Raw genomic sequence first — 20,914 nt, forward strand, 5'->3', positions numbered from 1 at the left:
CTCTGTGCCGGCAAGACGCCTGCGGCCAGGCGCTACAGCCAGCCTGTCATGCGCGGCAGCCAGAGCGTGATTTCCGGGATGAAGGTGATCATCATCAGGAAGATCAGCCCAGTGATCAACCACGGGAACGTGGCCTTGGTCACGTCCGTCAGGCCCAGCTTGGAAATACTGGACGCCACATACAGATTGAGGCCGACTGGCGGCGTCGCCAGGCCGATTTCCATGTTCACCACCAGGATGATGCCGAAGTGCACCGGGTCGATCCCCAGCTTCATGGCGACGGGGAACAGGATAGGCGCCATGATCAGCACCAGGCCGGAAGGCTCCATCACCATGCCGATGATGAGCAGCAGCACGTTGACGAACAGCAGGAAAGCGACGATGCCCAGGCCCTGTTCAACGATCCAGGCTGCAATGTTCTGCGGGATCTGTTCCGAGGTCAGGATGAAGGCGAACATCACGGCATTGGTGATGATATAGAGCAGCATCGCGCTCATGCCCGCCGATTCCAGGATGATGCGCTTGAGGTCACGCCACTTGATGTCCTTGTAGACGAACATGGCGATGACAAAGGCATAGACCGCGCTCATGGCGGCGGCTTCGGTCGGGGTGAATACGCCCGTATAAATGCCGCCCATGACGATGACGACCAGCATCAGGCCCCAGATCGAATCGCGGAAAGCAACCCAGCGTTCTTTCCAGCTGGCCTTTTCCTGACGCGGGTACTTGTACTTCCAGGCGCGGTACATGGTTGTGATGCCCAGCATCAGCGCCAGCAACAGGCCGGGAATCACGCCGGCGATGAAGAGCTGGCCGATAGAGGCCGATGCGATGCGCGCGCCGTCCGGACCCTCGACCATCATGCCGCTGGTGGCAACCGCGTACATCACCATCACGATGGAGGGCGGCAGCAGGATGCCCAGGCCGCCGGAAGTGGCAACGATGCCGGTACCGAATTGGGCCGGGAAGCCTTGCTTGACCATGGCCGGCATGATGATGGAGCCGATGGCTGCGACGGTGGCCGGCGACGAGCCGGAGATGGACGCGAACAGGGCGCAGGCCAGCACGGCTGCGAGGCCCAGGCCGCCGGGCAGGTGGCCGACCATGGCGGTGGCGAAGCGTATCATCCGTTTCGCCACCCCGCCGTGCGTCAGGAAACTGCCGGCCAGGATGAAGAACGGGATCGCCATGATCTCGAACTTCTCTATGCCTGTGAACAGCTTGAGCGCAATGCTGTCCATGGGCACGTTGGTCATGGTGAACAGGAAAGTGATCACCGTCAGGCCGAGCGCGATGGACACCGGCATGCCGGTGAGCAGCAGGACGATCAGCAGCGCGAAAATAATGAAGGTGGTCATGCTGCGGCTCCTTCGGGGCTATCTTGCTCGTCGTCGTGGCCAGGCACGTGGTGCGGCAGCTGGCCGGTGCGCAGGTAGTTGTAGAGCGCCTGCAGGAAGCGGAAGCACATCAGCGACGAACCCAGGGGCACGGCGAGGTAAACAATCCACATAGGGACTTCCAGGTCGGCCGAGACCTGATTGGTGTGGCCGATATCCCAGGTGAAGCTGGCGCCGATCCAGGCGACGATGAAAGTGAAGAGCGCGCCCGACAGCAGGGCGATGACGGTCAGCGTCTTGCGCATGGGTTCGGAAACCTTGGTGACCAGCACATCGACGCCCACGTGGATGCCCAGGCGTACGCCGTAGGCAGCGCCGAACTTGGCCATCCAGACGAACAGATAGATGCAGAGCTCCTGGGCCCACAGCAGGTTGATGTTGGTCAGCGAACGGTACAGGGAACGGGCATTGGCCATCAGGGAGGGGTAGTCGTTGACGCGCGCCCAGGCCACGACATCGGCGACCAGGCCGACGGAGTAGCGCTGGCAGACAGCGACGAAGATGATGAGCACGGCGGCCACCATCAGGAACGACACGAAAGTTTCTTCGAAACGGTCGAGTAGACGTAGGAACATGGAAAACTCCCAGGGAACCTGGAATCAAAGCGCCGGGTGTCCCCGGCGCATTCAGATGACGGCTGGCCGGGAGGGCCAGCCTTCCTGAGAAAAAATCAGCGGCCCAGGGCCTTGTAGGTGGCTTCCAGCGTGTCCTTGCCCACGCGCGATTCCATTTCCTTGTGCACCGGCAGCAGAGTGTCGATCCATTGTTGGCGCTCTTCGGCGGTGGGCTCGTAGAACGTGGTTTTGCCGGAGGCCTTCATCGCCGCCAGGGAATCGTCGTTTTCCTTCTGGGCGATATCGTTGGCGTAGGTCGTGGCTTCGCTCATGGCGCGCTCGAGCTGCTCACGCACATCGGCGGGCAGGCCGTCCCAGAATTTCTTGTTGACGATCACCGCATAGCCCAGGTACCCGTGGTCGGACAACGTGGCATGCTTCTGCACTTCGTGCATTTTCTGGGTGTACATGTTCGACGGCGGGTTTTCCGTGCCATCGACCACGCCGGTCTGCAGCGCCTGGTAGACCTCGGAGAAGGCCATGACCTGGGGCACGGCGTCCAACGCCTTCATCTGGGCTTCCAGCACCTTGGAGGACTGGATACGCAGCTTCAGGCCCAGGAAATCGTCCGGCGTGTGAATGGGCGTGTTGGCGCTCATGACCTTGAAGCCGTTATCCCAGTAGGCCAGGCCAGTGATGCCCTTGGGCTCCAATTTGGCCAGCAGGCTCTTGCCGACGTCACCATCGGTGATCTTGCGCAGGTCATCCTTGCTCTGGAAGATGTAGGGCAGATCGAAAATTTCGAATTCGCGCACGCCCAGCGGGCCGAACTTCGCCAGCGAGGGCGCCAGCATCTGCACTGCGCCCAGTTGCAGGGCTTCCAGTTCTTCCTTGTCCTTGTAGAGCTGGGAGTTGGGATAGACTTCGACCTTTACTTTTCCATCCGTGTACTGTTCCGCCAACTCCTTGAAACGTTCCGCGCCCTTGCCCTTGGGCGTGTCGGGCGCCACGACGTGGCTGAACTTGATGGTGATGGGGGCCTGGGCATAAGCCCCGGCGCTGGCGAACATCATAGCGGCGGCGAACGCCATGGAAAGGCGAATTTTCATTGTTTCCTCCTTGGTTATTGTTCCCTGTGACGGGTTTCCCTGAATTTATCTTTTGAAACAAACGGGGATAGTGGGGGAGAATAAAAGGATCATTTCCCGGTCGCTATTGTGGATTTCCGAAGTGTCTAAAGAAGACCCCCTGTTTCCTTCGCAGTCTGGCGGGCTGTGGCGGCGGCCCCTGGACGGGCTGGCGTCGGCGGCGCCGCTGGTTGCCATCCTGATGATCAGCGTGCTGATCGGGCTTTTTCTGTGGATGACGGAAAAAGAACGGCGCCAGGAACTGCATGTGAATCTCTTGCGGGACACCCTGTGGGTAGAGCAGGCGCTGCGGTTCCAGCTGGGCACGCATCAGGATAATCTGCTGCGCCTTGCGGCGGACCTGGCCGTGCAGCCGCAGGCCATCGACAAGGACTCCCTGTCGCGCATGCGTCATCTGGTTGCCAATCACGCGGAACTGCTGCAGATTACCTGGTTCGATGAGCAAGGTGAGGTTCGTGCGGCCGTGCCGCCTCATGGCCTGGCCGATGCCGGGGCGGCCCTGGACCGGCCGCCGCGTGACGCCTGGTCCTTGCTGGGCGTGGCGTCACCGGCCTGGAGTCCGCCCCGCAAGCAGGAGGGCAGGTTGCTGTCTTTCCTGCGCTTGCCGGTCAATCGCGAAGATGGCAGCACTGGGCTGCTTGAAGCCACGCTGGCGCTCGATGAGCTGTTGGCCACGCAAGTGCCCTGGTGGATCGCCGAGCATTATCAGGTATCCCTGACGGGACTGGATGGTGAACCCCTCGTCAAGAAATCCAATGCGGTTGGCGAGCCGACTGGCAGCCAGCAGCATTCGATGTCCTTCGACCCGCCGTTCCATGGCATTTTCCTCACCTTGGCGCCTTACCGGGCGCCCCGCAATCCGCTGCATATGCTGTTGATTGCCGGTATTGTCGGGCTGGCTTTGCTGACAGTCGTGAACCTGGGCTTGCTGGCGCTGCATTTCAAGCGGCGGCGCCAGGCCGAGCAGGCCTTGCGCAATGAACAGCTGTTCCGGCAGGCCATGCAGGACTCTGTGACCGTCGGCCTGCGGGCGCGTGCGCTCGATGGCAAGTTGCTGTTCGCCAACCCGGCGTTTTGCCGCATGGTTGGCTGGCCCGCCGAGGAAATCATAGGCATGATGCCGCCCATGCCATGGTGGCGTCCGGACATGCTCAATGAAATCCAGCAGCGCCACCTGGCGCAGCACAGCGTGCCCAGGGCGCACAGTTTCGAGACAGTGTTCCAGCGCCGCGACGGCGTGTCCATTCAGGTGATGGTTTATGAAGCCCCCCTGATCGACGACAAAGGAGTGCACGTGGGCTGGATGGCCTCCATCCTTGATATTTCCGACCGGCGTCAGGCGGAGGCCCAGGCCAGCCGCCAGGCGGACCGCCTGCAGCAGACCGGCCGCCTGATCACCATGGGTGAAATGGCATCGACGCTGGCGCATGAACTGAACCAGCCGCTGGCGGCCATCGCAAGCTACTGCGCCAGTTGCCAGAACCTGCTGGCCAAGGGAGGGGCTGACCGCCAGGTACTGGCCACTTTGCTGGAAAACCTGGCGGCGCAGAACCGTCGGGCCGGCTTGATCATCCGACGTATCCATGACTTCGTGCGCAAGCGCGAGCCAGTACGCGAACAGGGTGACCTGGCACGGCTGGTCCGCGACACCGTCGGCTTTGCCGAGGCCGATGCCAGGCGCCAGGGCGTGCTGCTGCGCTGCCAGCCGGCGCCGGTGGCGAGCATGCCAGTGCGGGTGGACCCGGTCCTGATCGAGCAGGTGCTGCTGAACCTGATCCGCAACGCAATCGAGGCGACGCTGGAAAACGGCGTGCCGGATGGCGTGGTCGATATTGGCCTGGAGTACCAGGACGACTGTTGTATCGTATCGGTCGCAGACCACGGCGCTGGCGTTGCCCCTGAAATGATGGAAAGAATTTTCACGCCGTTTGCAACAACCAAGAAGGCAGGCATGGGGATGGGGCTGAATATCTGCCGCTCCATCCTGGAACAACATCATGGCCAGCTCTGGTTCGAGGCCCGGGCCGGCGGTGGCGCGGTATTCCTGTTTTCCCTGCCCGCATGGCATGGTGCAGAAGGTGCATCCGCAACACTGGCGGAGCAGGACGCCGGCGGCAGCAGCGACACAAGGGACGATAGGGATGAGTGAAGTCAGGGGGCAGGACAAGGGCATGCGGGAAGAGCCAGGCGGCACAACCGTCCCGGCACCCCAGCCAGAGGATAAGGACGTGCTGGTACATATCGTGGACGATGATGCGGCCATCAGGGATTCGCTGGCCTGGCTGTTCTATTCGCGCGGCATCGCGACGCAGACATGGAGCTCGGGCGAATCTTTCCTGGAAGCGTGGTCCGCGGCGCTGGAGGGCTGTATCCTGCTGGACATTCGCATGCAGAACATGTCGGGCCTGGAAATGTTTGACCATCTCCAGGCCCGTGGCGCCTTGCAGCCCGTGGTGTTCCTGACCGGCCATGGCGACTTGCCCATGGCCGTGGATGCGCTCAAGCGCGGTGCCGTCGATTTCATCGAAAAGCCGTTCAATGATAACGATCTGGTAGACCGCGTGCTGGACGCCATCAGGCATGGCCGGCGCCAGCGCGAGCAACGCCTGCGCACCCTGGACCGCGACCAGAAGGTCGCTACCTTGTCCATGCGTGAACGGGAAGTGCTGGAGAAAATCCTGGCTGGCCTGCTCAACAAGCAGGTCGCGGATGAGCTGGGCGTCTCCATGCGCACGGTGGAAGTGCATCGCGCCCGCATCCTGGAAAAAATGGGTGCGCGCAATGTCGTGGAATTGGCCCGCCTGTTTGGTGCCGACGATTGGCAGGACCGGGAGCCTGGCGCATGACACGTATCAATTGCGTACCGGTGGAAGAACTCAGCCAGCAGCACCTGGTAGCCGAATACCGCGAACTGCCCCGGGTCTTCGGCCTGGCGCGCAAGGCGCGCGAGCGGGGCGACCCACGGCGCCAGGACCAGTATGTACTGGGGACCGGCCATGTGCTGTTCTTCTACCGCCGCCTGGGTTACCTGGCAGATCGCTACGATGCCTTGGTGCGTGAAATGCAGGCGCGTGGCTACAAGCCCAACTTCACTGCCAGCCTGCGTGAGGCGCATGCGGATATTCCCGCCGATTGCTGGGGCACCTGGAGCCCCGATGCCGAGGCGCTGGCATTGAATCGTCAGCGTATCAAGGAGCGCGGCGGCTGAGAGCGCGGTTGCCATGGCCAGGCGTCGTACTTGCGGTATCGCGCCTGGCACTGGTCCATATGCGTAGCGGCGTGGCTTTCGCTTTGGCGGAATGTGAAACTTGGTGAATGCTGCTTGCCCCCGAGTGACAGCATCCGTGCATATCAGGTTATCCTTGAACGGCTTATCTGCTGCCGGCGAGCAATCCGCCCGCTGGCCCCACTGGCTAAGGAGATCCACGCTATGCAACAAGGTCATAACGGTAAACTCGCTGCCGCAGCGCTCGCTGCGATCCTGCTGGCTGGCTGCGCGTCACAGCAGCAGAACAATACGCTGCTGGGCAGTGGTGCAGGTGCCGCATTGGGCGCCGGCGTCGGCGCGCTGATCGGCGACAGCAGCAAGGCTGCGCTGATCGGCGCCGGTATCGGTGCCGTGGCAGGCGGCGTGGTGGGCTACAACTGGGGGGGCATCAAGCAGGACGTCGAGCAGTCGGGCGCCACCGGCCTGGGTATTGATGTTACCGAGCAGCCCAATGGCACCTTGAAGGTCAATATTCCCGCCAGCGCCGGCTTTACGTCCAGCAGCGCGGCCCTGCAGCCTGCCTTGCTGCCGGTGCTCGACAGCGTCGCCCGTGCACTGGTTCAACATCCGGAAGTGCGCGCCAAGGTCATCGGCAATACGGACAACACCGGTTCCGCCGCCTATAACCAGAAGCTGTCGGTGGAACGTGCCCAGAGCGTTTCGACCTATTTGCAGCAACGTGGCGTGGCGCCGGGCGATCTCACCATCGAAGGCCGTGGCTTCAGCGACCCGGTCGCCAGCAATGACACGGCAGAAGGCCGCGCTGCGAACCGCCGCGTGGAAATCTACCTGTACGCCGTGCAGCAATAAATCGGCGCGCTGGCCTGGGCATATTCGGGTCGGCGTGGGAAAACCATGGGAAACGGCCCTTGCAGGGCCGTTTTTTTTGCCCGACTTCAAGACAAGAACGTCCCCTTGGGGGGCAGCAAGCCGAAGGAGCAGTGTGGGGGCTCTGTGCTGAGTCGTTCGTGCGCCGCCGGTTGCGCGGCTTCGCCGGTATCACAACAGGCCTTAATCGTGGTGGTCCTGCGCGGCGAGCTTCATGCCGTTTTCGCGCATCCAGCCGGCCAGGGAGTCCAGCGTGGGGCGCAGCGACAGGCCTAGTTCGGTAATGCTGTATTCGACCCGGGGCGGCACTTCGGCATAAATACGACGGCTTACCAGGCCTCGTTGTTCGAACAAGCGCAATTGCCGGGTCAGTTCCTTCTGGGTGATGGGGGCCACGGCGCGTTGCAGTTCGCTGAAGCGGACTGCGCCGCCGATGATGATGAGCCGGTAGAGAATGGGAATGGCCCATTTGCCGGAGACCAGCTTGACGAAACTCACCATGGGGCAGGGAGCTGGCAAGCCATCGCTGGCAGCCTTCGCTGGCGTGCGGATTTCTGGGTTCATGGGCATGGCGAATGTTCCATAAGTAGCTGGTTGGTATTTTAGTATCAAATTGGTGCCTACTATGCAAAGGATACTATAGAAGGAAAAATAGGCCTTCCACTCTTTGAAAAAGGAAGCGCAAATGAATAGGTTGCAAGGGAAATATGCCCTGATCACCGGGGGCAGCAGCGGTATCGGCCTGGAAACGGCAAGACAGTTCATGGCCGAAGGCGCGCAGGTTGCCATTACCGGGCGTAACGCCCAGGCGCTGGCACAGGCGCAGCAGGTGTTGGGAGAAGAGGTGTTGGCGCTGGTTTCCGACGCAGGGGACGTCCGCAGCCAGCAGGCGCTGGCAGGCATCCTGGCGCAGCACTGGCCGCGTCTGGATGTGGTCTACGCCAACGCAGGGGACGTCACTCACCGGCCGCTGGCGGATTGGGATGAGACGGCTTGGGAGCGCCTGATGGCGACCAATCTCAAGGGGCCGTTTTTCCTGATCCAGGCTTTGCTGCCTTTGCTGGCCGATCCGGCTTCCGTCATCCTGTGCGGCTCGACCAGCGCTCATATCGGTTTGCCGCAAAGCAGCGCGTACGCTGCCAGCAAGGCCGGCCTGTTGTCCTTGGCCCGCACGCTTTCGGCGGAGCTGGCGCCGCGCGGTATCCGGGTAAACGGGCTGAGCCCGGGGCCGACGGAAACCCCGGCGCTGGGAAAGCTGGGGCTTTCGGCCGGCCAGCAAAGCGCGATGCAGGAAGAGATCCGGCGGCTGGTGCCCATCGGCCGCATGGGCACGCCCTGGGAGTTGGCGCAGGCGGCAGTGTTCCTGGCAGCCGATGAATCGCGCTTTATGGTCGGGACCGAATTGTTGGTCGATGGCGGGGTGGCGAACCTGTAGTCCAGGCAAGCCGGCGATACCGGGCTGTGCCGTCCTCGACCGGCGGCGCCCCGGCTGACATGAGTTCAGTGCGCCAGGAATACCATGATCATGAAGGGCGCAAGCACGGTCAGGATGAAACCGCTCACCAGTGCCAGGGGAACAATATCCGGCGCGCAGGTCTGCTTGACGATGGGCAAGGTGGTGTCCAGGGCGGTAGCGCCCGCGCTGCCGACGGCGGGCAGCGGATAATGCATGCCGGCCATATAGAGGATGACAATGGCCAGCAGCTCACGCAGCAAGTCGGTCATCAGGGCGATGGTGCCGTAGTTCTGGCCCAGGGCCTCGCCAATCATGACGCTGGACAGCGAAAACCAGCCGAAGCCCGACGCCAGCGCAAGCGCGACCTGAAGATTTTCACCGGTCGCCCAGGCGGCAGCGCAGGCGCCCAGCAACGAGCCGAGCACGACCAGCAGCGGGATGGCGAAGGCCTTGAATGACCAAAGCCGGCCTTTCAGGTCGACCTGACCCAGGTCGATGCCGACCAGTACGATCAGAACCAACAGCAGCGTCCAGCTCGATGGCAACGGATGGGCGTGCGCAATGCTGGCGGGCATCCAGGTAAAGGCCAGCCCCCCGAGCACCACCATGGACAAGGCAATGCCGCATTCTTTCACTGGTTGCCAGAACGTGGCGGTATTGGCTTCGCGGCGCGGCGCCGTTGAGCTGCCTCGGGTGCGCCGTATCAGCAGCCAGATCAGCAGGCATGGCACCAGGGTGGTGAACAAGGCCAGTACGCCGGCTGTGTAGAGCGCGCTGCCCAGCGCTTCGGCCGACGAGAGCACGGCGCCGAATTCCATGCCGATCAGAAACAGCAGCAGCCAGACCAGCGGGCCGATCAACCGTATCAGCCAGTGCCGCAGCGTGCGCGGCAAGACATGGCTGGCGGCCCAGCCGCCGGCGAGCGCGCCGACAATCGGCATCAGAGAGGAGAGGGCGGTCATGGCAGGGCCGCCGTGAAAGGGGATGTAGCCATCTGGCCGGTTGTGGCATGCGATAAAGCCGTTGGCTCGGACACGGTAGCGTGTGGGCGGACAGCAGCAGTCAGGCGGAAGTCGAAAGTCAGTACAGGCAAGGTAGCAGAATGGCGGATAAGGCCAGCGCAAATGTGGCGGGCCATCAAAATAACAGAAGAAAAAGACAGGCGTGAGTGCGTCAGGCCTCAGCCAGGCGCAAGCGGTGACAAGCGATGCATGAACGGCGCTCCGGTGCAGGTAAAAAGGCCGGTGCGGCCAGCAATGCAGGCAACGGCGGCGGGCAACAACCGGTGGGGGCATTTTTTAGGGACGCTTGCCGCCGCACCGGTCAGGCAGCGCGGGATTATTCCAGATTGGCGGCCTGTTCGCGCAGTTGTTCGATCAGCAGTTTCAGGTCCATTGCGGCCTGCGTCACGCTGATGTCGCCGGCCTTGGAACCCAGGGTGTTGGCTTCGCGGTTCATTTCCTGGAACAGGAAGTCCAGGCGCTTGCCCAGGCTGCCACGCTTGGTGCTGGCATCCTGGCGGCCGGAAAGCATTTCTTCCAGTTCCGCCAGATGGGTTTTCAGGCGGGCAAGTTCTTCGGCCACGTCCACGCGCAGGCTGAACAACGTGGTTTCCTGCGCCAGGCGTTCGCTGAGTTCGGTGCCGCTGATCTGCGCGAAGCCGCCGGGCGCGGCTTGTTCCAGGGTTTCGCGCAGCTTGTCGGCCAGGCGTTGGCGATAGTGCTCGAGGATGGCCGGCATGGCGGCTTCCACCTGCACCACGGTGGCGTGGATGGCGGCAGCATTCTGCTGCATGATCGCGCGCAGGCGTTCGCCTTCACGCTGGCGGTTCTGGCGCAGCTGGGCCAGGGCATCAGAGGCTGCAGCCAGCGCTGCGGCAGGCCAGTCCTGTTCGTCAGGGGCCGCAGGCGCCTGCAACTGGCTTTGCAGCGCGTACAGCTCATTGAGGCCGGGTTCGCGCAGGTTGGGGAAGTATTCCCGCGCCAGCGCCTGCTGGGCTGCCGCCTGGGCCAGGAAATCTGCGTCCAGCGTACTGCTGCGGCTGGTGCTGCGGCGGGCGTAGGCCACGCGGATTTCGACCTTGCCGCGCTGCAATGCCTTGCCTATCTGTTCGCGCAGCGGCGCTTCTATCTGGCGCAACTCGTCCGGCATGCGGAAATGCAGGTCGAGAAAACGGCTGTTGACGCTACGGAGTTCGACCGACAGGGTGGCGGTGCTGGCTTCGGCGTTGGCGCTGCCGAAGGCGGTCATGCTTTGGATCATGCGACTACCTTGAAAAAATGCATGGCCTGTCGCACTGGCTGGGTGCCAGTGGCAGCAGGGGCTTCTACAATGTAGGGAATTCTATCTGTTGGAGTGTTCTGGTGTCAGAGATATCGTCTTCCCTGTTGGCGCGCCGTCCTGCTGGCCGCGAGGCAAACAGCCTGCGTCCGGTTTCGGTCGAGCGTGGTTTTTCTCCCTATGCGGAAGGCTCGGCGCTGATACGCATGGGCGGCACGCATGTATTGTGCACAGCCAGCGTCCTGGAAAAAGTGCCGCCCTTCCTGAAAGGGCAGGGGCGTGGCTGGGTGACGGCGGAATACGGCATGCTGCCCCGCGCGACTCATACGCGTGGCGACCGCGAGGCGGCGCGCGGCAAGCAAAGCGGCCGTACGCAGGAAATCCAGCGCCTCATCGGCCGCAGCCTGCGCGCCGTGTTCGATCTCGAAGCGCTGGGTGAACGCACGCTGCATCTGGATTGCGACGTGCTCCAGGCCGATGGCGGCACACGTTGTGCCAGCATCACGGGCGCCTGGATCGCGGCGGCCGATGCGGTCGATTGGCTGTTGCGCGAAGGGCGCATCACGCGCCAGGCTGTGACCAGCCAGGTTGCTGCCGTTTCCGTCGGCCGGGTGGCGGGAGCCGCCTTGCTGGACCTCGATTATCCCGAAGACTCCGGCTGCGATGCGGATGTCAACGTCGTGATGACGGGGGCAGGCCATCTGGTCGAAGTGCAGGGCACCGCGGAACGCCAGGCGTTTGACCGGCGCGAATTCAATGAACTGCTGGACCTGGCCGAACTCGGTATCGGCCAGTTGTTCGATATCCAGCGCCAGTCGCGGAGCGCGGCATGAGCGCGGGCGGGTTGAATGCGCAGGCCCCGGCCGGGCTGGAACGCATTGTTCTGGCGTCCGGCAATGCCGGCAAGATCCGTGAGTTCCGCCGCTTGTTCGAAGCCTATGGCACGGAACTGGTGCCGCAGGGCGAGTTGGGCGTGCCCGAAGCGCCGGAGCCGCATTGCACCTTTATCGAGAATGCTCTGGCCAAGGCGCGTCATGCCAGCAGGCTGACCGGCCTGCCGGCGCTGGCGGATGATTCCGGGCTGTGCGTGCCGGCGTTGGGTGGCGCACCAGGCGTCTATTCGGCGCGCTATGCGCAAATGCAGGGTGGCGAGAAAAGCGATGCAGCCAACAATGCCTGCCTGGTTCAGGCATTGGCTGGTAAAGAAGACCGCCGGGCGTTTTACGTGGCTGTCCTGGTCCTGGTCAGGCATGCGGATGATCCGCATCCGCTGGTGGCCGATGGCGTGTGGCACGGCGAGGTCGTGGATAGTCCGCGTGGCGAGCACGGCTTCGGCTACGACCCGCATTTCTTTTTGCCGCAGGAAAACCTGACGGCAGCGGAAATGGCCCCCGAGCTGAAAAACCGCATCAGTCACCGGGCGCTGGCCTGGCAGGCGCTGGCGGCACGCCTGGCGCAGGCCTGAGCGGCAAGGGACTCCGGCTCTCCATGGCTACTGTCATTCCCATCATGCCTGCAGGCCTGTCGCGGCGCGAGCTGCGGCAGGCGCAGGCGACCGTCCTGCAGGCCTTGCCGCCGCTGGCGCTCTATATTCACGTGCCGTGGTGCGTGCGCAAATGCCCGTACTGCGATTTCAATTCGCACAATGCTCCCGCCACGCTGCCCGAGGCCGAGTTCCTGGCCGCGCTGCGCAGCGACCTGGAACAGACCCTGCCTCAGGTCTGGGGACGCCAGGTCATTTCCGTATTCATCGGCGGCGGCACTCCCAGCCTGTTGTCGGCCGGCGCCGTCGATGAAATGCTGGGCATGGTGCGTGCCTACCTGAAATTGCTGCCGGATGCTGAAATCACAATGGAAGCGAATCCGGGCACGGTGGAGGCCGGGCGCTTCCAGGCCTATGCACGCAGCGGGGTGAACCGCCTGTCTCTCGGTGTGCAAAGTTTCGATGACGCCTGTTTGCGCGCCCTCGGGCGCATCCACGATGGCAGGCAGGCACGCGACGCGATTGCGCTGGCGCTGGATGCCGTGCCGCGCGTCAATCTGGACCTGATGTTTGCCTTGCCTGGCCAGGACGAAGCCGGTGCGCGCCGCGACATCGATACGGCGCTGTCTTTCGGCACGGGCCATTTGTCCCTGTATCACCTGACACTGGAACCGAATACTGTTTTCGCGAAGTATCCGCCGCCTTTGCCCGACGACGATGCCGCTGCGGCGATCCAGGAAATGCTGCAGCAGCGTGCGGCAGAGGCCGGCTACGAACAATATGAGGTTTCCGCCTATGCGCGGGCCGGGCAGCGTTGCCAGCACAATACCAACTATTGGGAATTCGGCGACTACCTGGGCATAGGGCCCGGCGCTCATGCCAAGATATCCTTCCATGACCGCATCCTGCGGGAAGCACGCACCCGCAGTCCTGAACAGTGGATGCAGCGTGCCCTGGCGGGTGACGGCTCTCATATCGCCAGCAGCGATGTCCTGACGCCTGCGGACCTGCCTTTCGAATTCATGCTCAATGCACTGCGCCTGCGCGCCGGGGTGCCCAGTGCGAGCTTCAGTGCGCGCACCGGTTTGCCCCTGGCGGCCATTCATGCGCAATTGCGGCGCGCCATGAACAAAGGTTTGCTGGATGCAGATCCAGCAGTATTGCGCGCTACCCCCCTGGGATGGCAGTTTTTGAACGATTTACTGGAAATGTTTTTGCCGGAGTGATCCAATCCGGTGCAGTGATCCATATTGGTGCCAGGATGGCACCAATATGGTGCATTAATATCTTACTTTCGTGTCCTGCCAGCCGGGGAAAAGCTGGCACGCTAATTGCTTGATAGGGAACGAACGCGCAGCGTGGCGGCGCGCGGTACTCACCTTACTGGAGATAACATGGCTACGCCTCAAGATGTGCTCAAGACTATTGCGGAAAACGACGTCAAGTTCGTGGACTTCCGCTTCACCGATACGCTGGGCAAGGAACAACACGTTTCGGTGCCGGCGCATCGTGTAGAAGAAGAAACCTTTGAAACCGGCCAGGCTTTCGACGGCTCGTCCATCGCCGGCTGGAAAGGTATCGAAGCCTCCGACATGGTGCTGATCCCGGATGCCTCCACTGCCCACCTCGATCCGTTCACGGAACAGTCGACACTGATCCTGACCTGCGACGTGATCGACCCGGCCGACATGAAGGGCTATGACCGCGACCCGCGTTCGCTGGCTCGCCGCGCCGAGGCCTACCTGAAGTCCAGCGGCCTGGGCGACACCGCCTATTTTGGCCCGGAACCCGAATTCTTCGTGTTTGACGGCGTGTCCTGGGATGACGGCCCTTCGGGCGCGTTCTACAAGATCGCTTCCGACGAAGGCGCCTGGTCGCGTGCCAACGACGCCAGCAGCAATTCCGGCCATCGCCCGCGCGTGAAGGGCGGCTATTTCCCGGTTGCCCCGGTCGATTCCTTCAACGACATGCGCGCTGAAATGTGCTTGTTGATGGAAGAGCTGGGCGTGCCTGTCGAAGTGCACCACCATGAAGTGGCAGGCCCTGGCCAGCTGGAAATCGGCACTAAGTTCAGCACGCTGGTGCAGCGCGCCGACTGGACGCAGATCATGAAGTACGTCATTCACAACGTGGCGCACAACTACGGCAAGACGGCAACCTTCATGCCCAAGCCCATCGTTGGCGACAACGGTTCCGGCATGCACGTGCACCAGTCCATCTGGAAAGATGGCCAGAACCTGTTCTCGGGCAATGCCTACGCTGGCCTGTCGGAGTTCGCGCTGTACTACATCGGCGGCATTATCAAGCATGCCCGTGCGCTCAACGCCTTCACCAATCCCGGCACGAACTCGTACAAGCGCCTGGTTCCGCACTTCGAAGCACCGGTCAAACTGGCATATTCGGCCCGCAACCGTTCGGCCTCGATCCGCATTCCGTACGTGGCCAACCCCAAGGGCCGCCGCATCGAAGCGCGCTTCCCGGACCCTCTGGCCAACCCGTACCTGGCGTTTTCGGCACTGATGATGGCTGGCCTGGATGGCGTGCAGAACAAGATTCATCCTGGCGATCCCGCCGACAAGAACCTGTACGATCTGCCGCCGGAAGAAGATGCAAAGATCCCGACGGTGTGTTCGTCGCTGGAGCAAGCGCTGGAATCGCTGGATAACGATCGCGAGTTCCTGACCCGTGGCGGCGTGTTCAGCAACGCAATGATCGACGCGTACCTGGGCCTGAAGCAAAACGAGGTCAATCGTCTGCGCATGGTGGCGCACCCGGTCGAATTCGATATGTACTACAGCCTTTAAAACCGGCCAGCGGCGTGCTTGCCACGCCGCTGCGCCACCGCCCCGGGAGCCGTCCATCATGAATCTCGACGCATTGGATCTGTTGGCCTGCTCGGTGCTGCTGGTTGACGAGCAGGGGCGGGTGGCGCACGCCAACAGCGCGGCCGAAGACGTATTCGGCCGCGCCCGCCGGCGCCTGGCAGGGGTTTCCGTTGAACGCCTTTTCGTGGAAGCGGCGGATATCCGTGCTGCCGTGGCTGCATCGCAGGCGGATGGTTTTGCCGACTTGCGCCTGCACCTGCAGGCGCGGCGCGGGCTGTCGGAGACTCCCGCAGTTGCAGTGACGGTCTTGACGCTGACGGCGCAAGCCTGGCCCACGCTTATTGAAGTGCGCGAGGTGACGCAGGCGCAGCTGGCCGACCGCAACAGCCAGATCTATGCCAGCCTGCAAGGGCAGCGCGAGCTGCTGCGCAACCTGGCGCATGAAATCAAGAATCCCCTGGGCGGATTGCGCGGAGCAGCGCAATTGCTGGAATCGGAACTGCCCGATCCTGCGCTCAAGGAATACACGCAAGTCATTATTTCCGAGGCAGATCGCCTGCAGGCGCTGGTCGACCGCCTGGCGGCTTCGCAGCGCATTGCGGCGGTGCGCCGGGCGCCGACCAATATTCACGAGGTCTGTGAACGTGTCTGCGCGCTGATCCGCGCGGAGTTTCGCGATGACGTCGTGCTGCAGCGGGATTACGACGCATCCGTGCCGGAAATCATGGCCGATGCCGAGCGCCTGATCCAGGCCTTGCTCAACGTCATGCGTAACGCAGCCCAGGCGCTGACGCAGCCCACCCGGACGCCCAATGCGCGCATTACCCTGCGCACCCGGGTCATGCGGCGCGTCATTATCGGCGGCAGGCAGGAGCGCATGGCCCTGGCGGTATCCGTCATCGACAACGGTCCTGGGGTACCGGAAGGTATCCAGGATCGCGTTTTCCACCCGTTGGTGACTGGACGCGCCAGCGGCACCGGCCTGGGCCTGAGTCTGGCGCAGGATTTTCTCCAGCAGCATGACGGTGTGATCGAGTTCCGTTCGGAACCTGGCAACACTGAATTCAGCCTGGTACTACCCATGGAGCTCGCTTGATGAAATCGGTTTGGATAGTTGATGATGACCAGGCCATCCGCTGGGTACTGGAAAAGGCGCTGGCGCGCGCCGGCGTTGCCACGCGCAGCTTTCCTGGTCCGGAAAAAGTGCTGCAGGCACTGGAGCAGGAACAGCCCGACGCGCTGGTGTCGGACATTCGTATGCCTGGCGGCGGCGGGCTGGAATTGCTGGGCGAGATCAAGGCACACTATCCGGCCTTGCCGGTGATCGTCATGACGGCCTACGCGGATCTGGAAAGCACGGTATCGGCCTTTCAGCATGGGGCTTTCGATTATCTGGCCAAGCCGTTCGACGTCAACGATGCCGTGGCCTTGATCCAGCGTGCCACCCAGGATGCCAGGCGCACGCCGCCTGCCCATGGCGAGGCCGCCACCATGCCGGTGGACCAGCGCGTCATGATGATGCGTTCCTCGTCCACGGCGATGCAGGAAGTCTTTCGCGCCATCGGCCGCCTGGCGCAATCTCGTGCCACCGTGCTGATCACTGGTGAATCCGGCACAGGCAAGGAGTTGATCGCGCGCGCTTTACACAGCCACGGTTCGCGGGCTTCCGCGCCCTTCATTGCACTGAATGCCGCCGCCATCCCGCGCGACTTGCTGGAAGCGGAATTGTTCGGGCACGAGCGTGGCGCGTTCACGGGTGCCAGCCAGTTGCGGCGCGGCCGTTTCGAGGAAGCAGACGGCGGCACTTTGTTCCTGGATGAAATTGGCGACATGCCGCTGGAGTTGCAGACGCGTCTGCTGCGGGTCCTGGCCGAAGGCAGCTTCTACCGTGTGGGCGGTTCCCAGCCTGTGATGGTGGATGTGCGCATCATCGCCGCCACGCACCAGCCGCTGGAGCAGCAGGTTGCCCAGGGGCGCTTCCGTGAAGATTTGTTCCATCGCCTCAATGTCATTCGCCTGCGCCTGCCGCCCCTGCGCGAGCGGCGGGAAGACATTCCGGCGCTGACCGAGCATTTCCTGGCGCAGAGCGCCCGCACGCTGGGAGTGGCGTCCAAAGCTCTGACGCCAGAGGCCATGCAGGCGTTTTGTCGCTTCGATTTCCCGGGCAATGTGCGCCAGCTGGAGAATTTTTGTCATTGGATTACCGTCATGGCACCTGGCCAGACGGTCGGGCTGAGCGATCTGCCGCCCGAAATCGCTGCGGCGCGGGTTCAGCAGCAGACATCCCCGGCGTCGGCGGGGATGCCAGGGCAGGCCTACGCCGGCGGTGGTAGCATGGCCGTTCCGGTGAGCGTGGTCGAAGGGCACGTGCCGGCGACCGATGAACTGATCCAGAACGAATGGCATGACAATCTGCGCCAGGATGTCAAGCGCAGGCTGGCTCGCGGGGAGTTCGACATCATGACGGTGCTGACGCGTCAGTTTGAAGAAATTCTCCTGCAGGCCGCGCTGGATGCGTGCCGTGGCCGCCGCATAGAAGCTGCTGCGCGGCTAGGCATCGGGCGCAATACGCTGACGCGCAAGCTCAAGGATTGGGAAGAAGACGACGGCGCCTGATGGCCAGCTTGGCTTGTCAGCGCGTCACGGCGGAATCAAATCATGCGGCGCCGCCTAATGGCGCTGCGCTGCGGGCAATGTTGCCGCAGCGCATGCGCCCGTCCTGTCGCGGGTTGCTTCAATACCGGTAGTTTGCCGTCAGCAAGAAGTTGCGCGGTGCACCCGAGATATACGAGCGTTCGTGCTGGTAGTAGACCTTGTCGAACACGTTGTTGACATTCAGCTGCATGCTGAAATTCTTGTTGAGGCGATAGCGCGCCATCAGATCGACAATGTGGTACCCATCCTGCTTCATCATCTGCTGTTCAACCTGGGTTTTGTTCGTGGGAATCCAGGCAGATTGCGTGCTGCTCTGCCAGCGCCAGCCCAGGCCCAGCATCAATCGGTCGAAGCGGTAGGTGGTGAACAGCTTGAAGGATTTTTCCGGCGCTCGATACGAAGCCGTGAAGTCGTCACGTGCGCCCAACAGCACTTCACCCGGGTTCATGGGGACGACTTGCTTTTGCTTGACGAAGCCAGCCGCGATATTCCACTGGGGCGTCACAGCGCCGGCCACGTTGAATTCCCAGCCATAGACGCGCCAGCCATTGTCTGTCGTGCCTGATGTATTGACGTCATAGGTCTGGTAGGGAAAATCCTTTTGCCGCATTTTGAAGTACGACGCGGCGACGTTCAGGCGATCGTCGAAGAAGGCGCCTTTCAGGCCGCCTTCGTAGGTGATGGAGCGGACGGGCGGCAGCCAGTCTCCGGTTGCCAGATTGGTGGTATTGTTCGAGTTGATGTCACGAACATAGGTGGTGGTGTAGCTGGCGTAGGCGTTGATCTGCGGCGTAATTTCATAGATCAGTCCGGCGTAGGGCAGGAACTTGGGTGACAGTTTGTGTTGTGTGGCGGCGCGGCCGTCATAATTCCCATCGCAGTAGGCTTGGTATGTGCCCGCATCCGCGCTGCAACTGAAATAAGGATCATCGTTGCGGTCTTTGGCCCACCGCCCCCCCAGGATCAGGTGCGTGCGCGAGAAAGGCCGCAGATGACTGGCAAAGTAGACCCCGGTTTGGCGGGTCTTGGTGTGGGTGGTGATGCGTCTGTCGAAAAGGGTGTTGCCATTGGCATCAATGGTCGGTGCTTTGTCGCCGCCGCTGGTGTTCCATTCGTCAATCGAGATGCCGGATTTGTATTCACATGCCTCAGTGCGTGTTTGAATTTGCTCATCAAAATGCGCATTGAATGCCTCCATAGACCCCCAAATCAACTCGGCATAGGGTAGATAGGTTTCACGTTGATTGTTGAGGTCGGCAAATGCTTCATCCGAGCATAAACTTTGATGCTGCGGCCCTGAGCCGACCTGCAGCACGCCACTATCAAGCAGGCTCGTATCTTCCGACGCATAGCCCCAATGCAGCTTGCGGTGCACGGCATAGTAGTTTGCGCCGACAACGAAATCTTGCTGCCTTCCGGCCAGTTCGAAGCTGCCTTTCAGGTGCAGGTCTACTGCATTGACTTCATTTTCACGGTTGTCACGGCGGGCGGAATAAGAGGCGCGGTCGGCTGAAGGCACGTAATAAGTCGTCCCGATTTCGCCATAAAGTTTGTCATCCCTGTTGTGGGCATAGTTATAGCTGGCCTTGAGCAGCCAATCGTTCTCGAAGGCGTGTTCCCAGCTGGCAAACAGGTTGGTGTACTTTCGGTCAGTGCGCGACCATGGCGTGGCGTTATTGAAGTTGCGGTCAACCGCCTGCGTCGGTTCCGCATGCAGGCCGGAACCATCGGTATAGTCCTGTACCTCCGAATAGCGAGTAATGCCGTGTGGAGATGCGCCTTTCAGGCGAAAGTCGTAATGCGTCACGCCAAGGCTCAGGCGGTCGCTGCCAGTGACGTCCAGCGCCCCGATCAGGGATAAAGCTTTTCTGTCAGTGCTGGCGCCATCGACCCAATGATCGCCTTGCTGCGCGGCAGTCGCCAGCCGGACACGCAGCCTATCGTTGATGGGAGTGGAAAAATCCAATTCCGCACGTCGGTTATTCCAGCTGCCATATTTGACATTGGCTTCGATATGACGCTCAGCATAAGGATGTTTGCGAACGAAGTTCAGGCTGGCCGAGGCATCGCCCGCGCCGCCAGTCAGGCTGTTGGATCCGCGAATGATATCAATGCGTTCATACAGGAAGGGGTCTTGCATACCGATATCGCCGCTGGCCGAACCCGACAGAATATAGGTGCTGGCCATGACGCCATCCATTTGCACCGAGGTGACGGGGAATGTGCGAGAGTAGATCGGCTGGCTTCCTGCGCCAGCAACGCCTGCCGTCACCAGCGTGATGCCGGGGGTTTGATCCAGGACTTCACCTAGCGACAGCAACCCCTGGTCCTGGATTTGCTGGGCAGTGAAAGTCGTGACACTCTGTGGTGTTTCTTTCAGGGCAAGGTCCAGCTTGGTGGCGCTTGCCGTCGAACCGACGGTGTAGCTGGTGTTTGGGGCTTCTCCTTCCAGGTAGCTTCCAGCGACTGTAATGCTGTCCAGCGCAGCCACATTATCGGCATCACTCCCGCCATCGTCGCGACGCTGCAGAATGTATCGTCCTGCCCCGCGGACGGCTGCTTCGTAGCCGCTACCTTTCAGAATGCGTTGAAAACCTGCCGGGACGGTAAATGAACCTTTCAGTCCGTCTGAATTCAAGCCTGCCAGGCTATCGGCGTCGAAGGAGAGTGTTGCCCCTGTCGCTTGCGCAAATTGGGTCAGAACGAGAGCCAGAGGGCCTGCAGCGATATCCAGATTATGCTGCTCGCCTGAGCGAGGTGTACCTGTCTCTTGAACGCCTGCTGTCTGCGCATAGGCGGGTTGGGACGGGTGGAATGCCATCAAGAGGCAAACCAGTGTCATATTCAGCGTGAAGCAGGCGGCAGGGGCCGTACGGGTGTGAGTGGCAGTGTGCGGAGACATGTCTTGCGATGGTCAGTCGTGGGGGAGCTTGGTAAACGCAGACCCAAAGAGCCTGCTGATGACCGTAAAGACACGCAAGCCAGTCTCAACATGCAAATCCGACGAATTTTTTTGTTGG

At 61.9% G+C, this 20,914-nt stretch carries 18 protein-coding genes; 11 read left to right on the top strand and 7 right to left on the bottom strand.

Annotation, left to right across the window (positions count from 1 at the left end):
• Nucleotides 1-32: 32 nt before the first annotated feature.
• The 3 genes from ACEW7X_RS08360 to ACEW7X_RS08370 form a co-directional block, all read right to left on the bottom strand.
• Nucleotides 33-1,358 (bottom strand): TRAP transporter large permease, encoded by a 1,326-nt coding sequence (locus tag ACEW7X_RS08360; protein ID WP_068372438.1) that lies wholly within the window; start codon nucleotides 1,356-1,358, stop codon nucleotides 33-35.
• Nucleotides 1,355-1,972: a TRAP transporter small permease gene (locus ACEW7X_RS08365; RefSeq protein ID WP_068372435.1), complete on the bottom strand. Its 618-nt coding sequence runs from the start codon at nucleotides 1,970-1,972 to the stop codon at nucleotides 1,355-1,357. Before ACEW7X_RS08365 ends, ACEW7X_RS08360 begins: the two co-directional genes overlap by 4 nt.
• A 95-nt stretch (nucleotides 1,973-2,067) precedes the next feature.
• Entirely contained in the window at nucleotides 2,068-3,060 is a 993-nt protein-coding gene (locus ACEW7X_RS08370; RefSeq protein ID WP_068372433.1) for a TRAP transporter substrate-binding protein, read from the bottom strand.
• A gap of 121 nt (nucleotides 3,061-3,181) precedes the next feature.
• Between ACEW7X_RS08370 and ACEW7X_RS08375 the strand changes: the two genes are divergently transcribed.
• From ACEW7X_RS08375 to ACEW7X_RS08390, 4 genes are all read left to right on the top strand, one after another.
• The gene (locus ACEW7X_RS08375) at nucleotides 3,182-5,248 is read left to right on the top strand and encodes a sensor histidine kinase (RefSeq protein ID WP_339137036.1); all 2,067 of its coding nucleotides are present in this window, start codon (nucleotides 3,182-3,184) and stop codon (nucleotides 5,246-5,248) included.
• An 82-nt stretch (nucleotides 5,249-5,330) separates the two neighbouring features.
• Nucleotides 5,331-5,945, top strand: a complete 615-nt coding sequence (locus ACEW7X_RS08380; RefSeq protein WP_240733345.1) for a response regulator transcription factor — start codon at nucleotides 5,331-5,333, stop codon at nucleotides 5,943-5,945.
• Nucleotides 5,942-6,307 (top strand): pyrimidine dimer DNA glycosylase/endonuclease V, encoded by a 366-nt coding sequence (locus tag ACEW7X_RS08385; protein ID WP_420177894.1) that lies wholly within the window; start codon nucleotides 5,942-5,944, stop codon nucleotides 6,305-6,307. Before ACEW7X_RS08380 ends, ACEW7X_RS08385 begins: the two co-directional genes overlap by 4 nt.
• Nucleotides 6,308-6,529: 222 nt before the next feature.
• Nucleotides 6,530-7,177 carry an OmpA family protein gene (locus tag ACEW7X_RS08390; RefSeq protein ID WP_127774161.1) on the top strand — a complete coding sequence of 216 codons (648 nt, stop codon included), beginning with the start codon at nucleotides 6,530-6,532 and terminating at the stop codon, nucleotides 7,175-7,177.
• Nucleotides 7,178-7,378: 201 nt separating this feature from the next.
• Here ACEW7X_RS08390 and ACEW7X_RS08395 read toward each other — a convergent pair whose 3' ends face one another.
• A complete protein-coding gene (locus ACEW7X_RS08395) occupies nucleotides 7,379-7,765 on the bottom strand; it encodes a winged helix-turn-helix transcriptional regulator (protein ID WP_068372420.1) in 387 nt (128 codons plus the stop codon).
• A 115-nt stretch (nucleotides 7,766-7,880) separates the two neighbouring features.
• On the opposite strand from ACEW7X_RS08395, the gene ACEW7X_RS08400 reads away from it, so the two are divergent.
• Nucleotides 7,881-8,630, top strand: coding sequence for an SDR family oxidoreductase (locus ACEW7X_RS08400; protein WP_253102808.1), 750 nt, complete (start codon nucleotides 7,881-7,883; stop codon nucleotides 8,628-8,630).
• A 65-nt stretch (nucleotides 8,631-8,695) separates the two neighbouring features.
• Here the strand turns inward: ACEW7X_RS08400 and ACEW7X_RS08405 are convergent, their stop codons facing one another.
• Nucleotides 8,696-9,613 (bottom strand): lysine exporter LysO family protein, encoded by a 918-nt coding sequence (locus tag ACEW7X_RS08405; protein ID WP_257740905.1) that lies wholly within the window; start codon nucleotides 9,611-9,613, stop codon nucleotides 8,696-8,698.
• 376 nt (nucleotides 9,614-9,989) lie between these two features.
• Nucleotides 9,990-10,913 carry a YicC/YloC family endoribonuclease gene (locus ACEW7X_RS08410; RefSeq protein ID WP_068372411.1) on the bottom strand — a complete coding sequence of 308 codons (924 nt, stop codon included), beginning with the start codon at nucleotides 10,911-10,913 and terminating at the stop codon, nucleotides 9,990-9,992.
• 110 nt (nucleotides 10,914-11,023) lie between these two features.
• Between ACEW7X_RS08410 and rph the strand changes: the two genes are divergently transcribed.
• From rph to ntrC, 6 genes are all read left to right on the top strand, one after another.
• The gene (rph, locus tag ACEW7X_RS08415; protein ID WP_068372577.1) at nucleotides 11,024-11,764 is read left to right on the top strand and encodes a ribonuclease PH; all 741 of its coding nucleotides are present in this window, start codon (nucleotides 11,024-11,026) and stop codon (nucleotides 11,762-11,764) included.
• Nucleotides 11,761-12,396: an RdgB/HAM1 family non-canonical purine NTP pyrophosphatase gene (rdgB, locus tag ACEW7X_RS08420; protein WP_068372408.1), complete on the top strand. Its 636-nt coding sequence runs from the start codon at nucleotides 11,761-11,763 to the stop codon at nucleotides 12,394-12,396. The genes rph and rdgB overlap by 4 nt, the downstream gene beginning before the upstream one ends.
• Before the next feature lie 23 nt (nucleotides 12,397-12,419).
• Nucleotides 12,420-13,640: a radical SAM family heme chaperone HemW gene (gene hemW, locus ACEW7X_RS08425; RefSeq protein WP_068372405.1), complete on the top strand. Its 1,221-nt coding sequence runs from the start codon at nucleotides 12,420-12,422 to the stop codon at nucleotides 13,638-13,640.
• Nucleotides 13,641-13,808: 168 nt separating this feature from the next.
• Complete coding sequence (glnA, locus tag ACEW7X_RS08430; RefSeq protein WP_068372402.1) at nucleotides 13,809-15,218, top strand: type I glutamate--ammonia ligase; 1,410 nt, start codon at nucleotides 13,809-13,811, stop codon at nucleotides 15,216-15,218.
• Nucleotides 15,219-15,276: 58 nt separating this feature from the next.
• Nucleotides 15,277-16,335: a nitrogen regulation protein NR(II) gene (gene glnL / locus ACEW7X_RS08435; RefSeq protein WP_130487030.1), complete on the top strand. Its 1,059-nt coding sequence runs from the start codon at nucleotides 15,277-15,279 to the stop codon at nucleotides 16,333-16,335.
• Complete coding sequence (gene ntrC, locus ACEW7X_RS08440; RefSeq protein ID WP_130487112.1) at nucleotides 16,335-17,855, top strand: nitrogen regulation protein NR(I); 1,521 nt, start codon at nucleotides 16,335-16,337, stop codon at nucleotides 17,853-17,855. Before glnL ends, ntrC begins: the two co-directional genes overlap by 1 nt.
• A gap of 118 nt (nucleotides 17,856-17,973) precedes the next feature.
• Here ntrC and ACEW7X_RS08445 read toward each other — a convergent pair whose 3' ends face one another.
• Complete coding sequence (locus ACEW7X_RS08445; protein ID WP_420177895.1) at nucleotides 17,974-20,796, bottom strand: TonB-dependent siderophore receptor; 2,823 nt, start codon at nucleotides 20,794-20,796, stop codon at nucleotides 17,974-17,976.
• Between the last annotated feature and the right edge of the window lie 118 nt (nucleotides 20,797-20,914).

Source organism: Kerstersia gyiorum (assembly GCF_048595715.1).
GTDB lineage: Bacteria > Pseudomonadota > Gammaproteobacteria > Burkholderiales > Burkholderiaceae_B > Kerstersia > Kerstersia gyiorum.

Coding starts and splice junctions, on each gene's coding strand:
- ACEW7X_RS08370 (WP_068372433.1), bottom strand. CDS start 3,060: ATGAAAATTCGCCTTTCCATGGCGTTCGCCGCCGCTATGATGTTCGCC.
- rdgB (WP_068372408.1), top strand. CDS start 11,761: ATGAGCGCGGGCGGGTTGAATGCGCAGGCCCCGGCCGGGCTGGAACGC.
- ACEW7X_RS08360 (WP_068372438.1), bottom strand. CDS start 1,358: ATGACCACCTTCATTATTTTCGCGCTGCTGATCGTCCTGCTGCTCACC.
- ACEW7X_RS08385 (WP_420177894.1), top strand. CDS start 5,942: ATGACACGTATCAATTGCGTACCGGTGGAAGAACTCAGCCAGCAGCAC.
- ACEW7X_RS08395 (WP_068372420.1), bottom strand. CDS start 7,765: ATGCCCATGAACCCAGAAATCCGCACGCCAGCGAAGGCTGCCAGCGAT.
- glnL (WP_130487030.1), top strand. CDS start 15,277: ATGAATCTCGACGCATTGGATCTGTTGGCCTGCTCGGTGCTGCTGGTT.
- hemW (WP_068372405.1), top strand. CDS start 12,420: ATGGCTACTGTCATTCCCATCATGCCTGCAGGCCTGTCGCGGCGCGAG.
- ACEW7X_RS08410 (WP_068372411.1), bottom strand. CDS start 10,913: ATGATCCAAAGCATGACCGCCTTCGGCAGCGCCAACGCCGAAGCCAGC.
- ACEW7X_RS08365 (WP_068372435.1), bottom strand. CDS start 1,972: ATGTTCCTACGTCTACTCGACCGTTTCGAAGAAACTTTCGTGTCGTTC.
- ACEW7X_RS08390 (WP_127774161.1), top strand. CDS start 6,530: ATGCAACAAGGTCATAACGGTAAACTCGCTGCCGCAGCGCTCGCTGCG.
- ntrC (WP_130487112.1), top strand. CDS start 16,335: ATGAAATCGGTTTGGATAGTTGATGATGACCAGGCCATCCGCTGGGTA.
- ACEW7X_RS08445 (WP_420177895.1), bottom strand. CDS start 20,796: ATGTCTCCGCACACTGCCACTCACACCCGTACGGCCCCTGCCGCCTGC.
- ACEW7X_RS08405 (WP_257740905.1), bottom strand. CDS start 9,613: ATGACCGCCCTCTCCTCTCTGATGCCGATTGTCGGCGCGCTCGCCGGC.
- glnA (WP_068372402.1), top strand. CDS start 13,809: ATGGCTACGCCTCAAGATGTGCTCAAGACTATTGCGGAAAACGACGTC.
- ACEW7X_RS08400 (WP_253102808.1), top strand. CDS start 7,881: ATGAATAGGTTGCAAGGGAAATATGCCCTGATCACCGGGGGCAGCAGC.